Below are 3,710 nucleotides of genomic sequence, written 5' to 3'. Positions count from 1 at the left end.
CGCAACACACTGACACCATCGTGACCGAAGATTATTCCCGTGCCCGTCAATTTCTGCGCGAAGTGGATTCCAGTTCGGTCATGGTGAATGCATCAACCCGTTTTGCTGATGGATTTGAATATGGCCTCGGAGCAGAGATTGGTATTTCCACCGACAAGCTGCATGCGCGCGGCCCGGTGGGGCTGGAAGGCTTGACCAGTCAGAAATTCATTGTGCTGGGTGACGGCCATATCAGGGTATAGAAGAATGACGCAATTCATGAAAGTAACTTTGCCTGATATTGGCGATTTCAAGGATGTTCCGGTGGTGGAAATTCTGGTCAGTCCGGGCGATGAAGTCGAACAGGAGGCATCGTTACTGGTGCTCGAAACTGACAAGGCTTCAATGGAAGTACCGGCTCCCCGGGCAGGTACTGTACGGGAGATACACGTCAAAGCGGGTGACAGAATTTCACAAGGTTCACTCATCGTTACACTGGAAATTGGGGAGGCAGCTGCCCAGGCAGCCGCATCCACATCATCCGGCGATGTGGGCAGGGCCGACAATCAGCCGGTTGTGCCGGCAGATGCAGAAGAAATGCCTGCCGGGAAGACAGTGTCAACTCTAGCGGCCGTTCGTGGAGAACATGGGGAAGTTCACGCTGAAGTGGTCGTGCTGGGTGCCGGGCCGGGTGGCTATACGGCGGCGTTCCGGGCGGCTGATCTGGGTAAGCAGGTGGTGTTGATCGAGCGTTATCCCATGTTGGGTGGCGTGTGTCTGAATGTGGGTTGTATTCCTTCCAAGGCACTGCTGCATGCGGCAAAAACCCTTGACGAAGCAAAGGGAGCAAGCCTGTACGGCATTCATTTCAGGCAGCCTGAAATCGATTTGGGCAAGCTGCGCACCTGGAAAGAATCGGTGGTAGGCAAGCTGACCAAGGGGTTGTCCATGCTTGCCAGGCAGCGCAAGGTGACTGTTATTCAGGGTACGGGGAAATTCGTCAATCCGCATCTGATCGAAGTGCAAACGCCGGATGGAATCAAAACAATCTCGTTCGATCACTGTGTGATCGCTGCTGGATCGAGTGTAGCGCGTATTCCCGGGCTTCCCGCTGATGATGAGCGCATTATCGATTCAACCGGAGCACTGGCTTTGGCAGATATTCCCGGGCATATGCTCATATTGGGAGGCGGGATCATCGGGCTGGAAATGGCAACGGTCTATCATGCCCTTGGCGCCAGAATCAGTATTGTGGAGCGGATGGCGCAGCTCATTCCGGGCGCGGATGCTGACCTGGTTAAGCCGCTTTACAAAAAGCTGAAAGCAGAATGTGAAGCCATTTACCTCAATACCAGTGTCAGCCGGATTGAGGCGGACACTGGCGGGTTGCAGGTATATTTTGAAGGTGAACAGGCCCCGGAGCCGCAACGTTATGACCGGGTGCTGGTGGCAGTCGGGCGCCGGCCAAACGGAAAACTGGTCAATGCCGAAGTGGCGGGTGTCAATGTGGACGAACGTGGTTTCATCCCGGTGGATAAGCAGATGCGAACCAGCGTTCCTCACATTTTTGCAATTGGCGATATTGCCGGGGAGCCCATGCTGGCGCATAAAGCCTCGCACGAGGGTAAAATTGCAGCGGAAGTCATTGCCGGATACAAGGCTGCATTCGATGCTCGCACTATTCCTTCGGTTGCCTATACTGATCCTGAAATCGCCTGGATGGGCTTGACAGAAACCGAAGCTGAAAAGCAGGGTGTCGCTTATGAGAAAGCAGTGTTTCCCTGGGCAGCCAGCGGCCGCGCCATTACCATGGTGCGCGATGAAGGCATGACCAAGCTGCTTTTCGATAAGGATACCAAAAGAATCCTGGGAGCCGGCATGGTTGGGCCGCATGCGGGAGAACTGATTGCAGAAACCGTACTGGCGCTGGAAATGGGGGCAGACATGCAGGACATCGGATTGACCATCCACCCGCATCCTACTTTATCCGAGACCGTCCTGTTTTCCGCTGAACTGGCTGAAGGCACGATCACGGATCTGTATGTGCCGAAGAAGTGAATGTAGAAAAAACAGATAGCTGGCTGGTTTTTTGTTTTCTGCCCTGTTTAATTGATCAAATGGAAAGGTAGCCAGCCGGAGAATTAGAAATGCAGGATGGCACTGACAGAAAGCAGAATCTGATCCTTGTCTCGCCCGTCCTTGAAGACATGATGACGAGTTGCCCAATCATAGCGAATCTCCGGGCGCAGGGTAATTCCGGTAATCGGTTTGTAGTTCAATCCTGCCGTAATGCCAATGAAATCCTGATTGTGGCCATCCCCCATTACACGCGTTCCGTTTTTGTCGTGGAACCACTCAAAACGCAATCCTGCGCCCAGCTTGTCTGAAATATCGTACAGAAGATACTGATTGATTCCATACCATGCGGCAGAGGGAGTGCTGGCCGTTTTAGCCTCAACGGCAAAATCGTGCTGGAATACATAACGCAGTTTTTCAAGAAGCCGGTGTTCCACTACTACGCTGTACATGGTGCGGTTGTGATTTTTATGCAGGTCAGTGGTCCTGGCATCGCCTGTAATCAGTGAAACGGCAAAACTGGTTTTTTTGTCATCGCTGGCGTAGTTTAATCCGCCCAGGTAGTTTGGCGTGTGCCGGGAGAGGCTGTCCCAGCCGGTAACCATTCCGCTTTTGACGGTCAGATTGCTGTTGACCGGGTAGGAAAGCAGCATACCCATGTGGGTAAAGGGCTCGGCATAGCGCATGGTATAGGCATGCGAAAAAAAGAAATTATTGGGTGACATCACGGATTCGTACCCGATCAGCGTATAAAAATGGCCGGCTGTCAGTGTCAGGCCATTTCCAATTGGCGCATACAGGCTGGCGTACAGTTGGGGAAATACCAATTGATGTTTGGGGCTGACTCCCAGAATGGTTGTGTCGAAATGAGAGGTTGCTGAAAATTTTGCATCCGTGCCATACAGAAGATCGGCGCGCATGCCGATGTCCCAGGCATTTCCACTAGTATCAACTTCCTTTTCGATATAGGCATAAACCTGATGGAGCTTGAACTGGTTGGCGCCATCGTTGAATGACACCGGATAATTGGATTTATTCCGCGGGCCACGCGGATTGCCGGTAAACCCGGTTTCCACCCATCCGCCAAATTTCAGTTTGATGGTTGGAGCGGGCGTGATTTCATTGATGTTGTAGCCAGTCAATGTTTTGATCAAACCACCTTCATCTGCATGAGCAGAAGCAATCGGGAGCAAAATTGGGGCGATGAAAAGTGAAGCGCCGATTTTTTTTAGTTGCGATAAGCACATTTATTTATTGCCTGTTTATTATTTTTGCCGGATGAGAAGGTCGTAGTTGTTTGATTCGTGTTGTAAATGAAGCCGGAAATTATAACGCTGCTGTTTGTGGCCGGTGTGGCTATCATGATCACGATTCTTTGGTACCGGTTATTTTGAAACGGCAATGTTTACCACCTCGCACGATACATTCCGTATGCTCGATATCGGCCTGCAATAGATGTTGCAAAAAACTAATATCAAGTTGGCAGAATTCATGGTGCTGCTGAGCAAGTTCCTGGTAAACACAGTTTTTTGCAACAATTTCCGCCTGATTTTCCGATAATTGGCGTAATTCGGTATCGTAGCCAAGTTCGCTCATGATGGTGATGGCTTCCTGAAGCTTGTCGTTGCGGGAAGTGTGTTGCTTGAGCCGGTGCT

General features: G+C 51.3%; 3 protein-coding genes and 1 pseudogene. 2 read left to right on the top strand and 2 right to left on the bottom strand.

Annotated features, from left to right (window positions below):
- Together IT527_RS00020 and lpdA are read left to right on the top strand one after the other, a co-directional pair.
- Nucleotides 1–242: pseudogene (locus IT527_RS00020) on the top strand (gamma-glutamyl-phosphate reductase); the annotation flags it as partial.
- A 4-nt stretch (nucleotides 243–246) separates the two neighbouring features.
- A complete protein-coding gene (gene lpdA, locus IT527_RS00015) occupies nucleotides 247–2,037 on the top strand; it encodes a dihydrolipoyl dehydrogenase (protein ID WP_292964833.1) in 1,791 nt (596 codons plus the stop codon).
- Between the two features lie 83 nt (nucleotides 2,038–2,120).
- On the opposite strand, the gene IT527_RS00010 is transcribed toward lpdA, so the two are convergent.
- The gene (locus IT527_RS00010; RefSeq protein WP_292964830.1) at nucleotides 2,121–3,302 is read right to left on the bottom strand and encodes a porin; all 1,182 of its coding nucleotides are present in this window, start codon (nucleotides 3,300–3,302) and stop codon (nucleotides 2,121–2,123) included.
- A 118-nt stretch (nucleotides 3,303–3,420) separates the two neighbouring features.
- Nucleotides 3,421–3,710 (bottom strand): methanogen output domain 1-containing protein (locus IT527_RS00005; RefSeq protein ID WP_292964828.1); only part of this gene is annotated, 290 nt, incomplete at its 5' end.

The organism is Nitrosomonas sp. (genome assembly GCF_020852615.1).
GTDB lineage: Bacteria > Pseudomonadota > Gammaproteobacteria > Burkholderiales > Nitrosomonadaceae > Nitrosomonas.
Note: the sequence above shows the minus strand (reverse complement) of the source record. Positions and strands in the feature narration are given on the sequence as shown.

What these genes read in the sequence shown, in the direction of transcription:
- lpdA (WP_292964833.1), top strand. Translation starts at nt 247, where the DNA reads ATGACGCAATTCATGAAAGTAACTTTGCCTGATATTGGCGATTTCAAG.
- IT527_RS00010 (WP_292964830.1), bottom strand. Translation starts at nt 3,302, where the DNA reads ATGTGCTTATCGCAACTAAAAAAAATCGGCGCTTCACTTTTCATCGCC.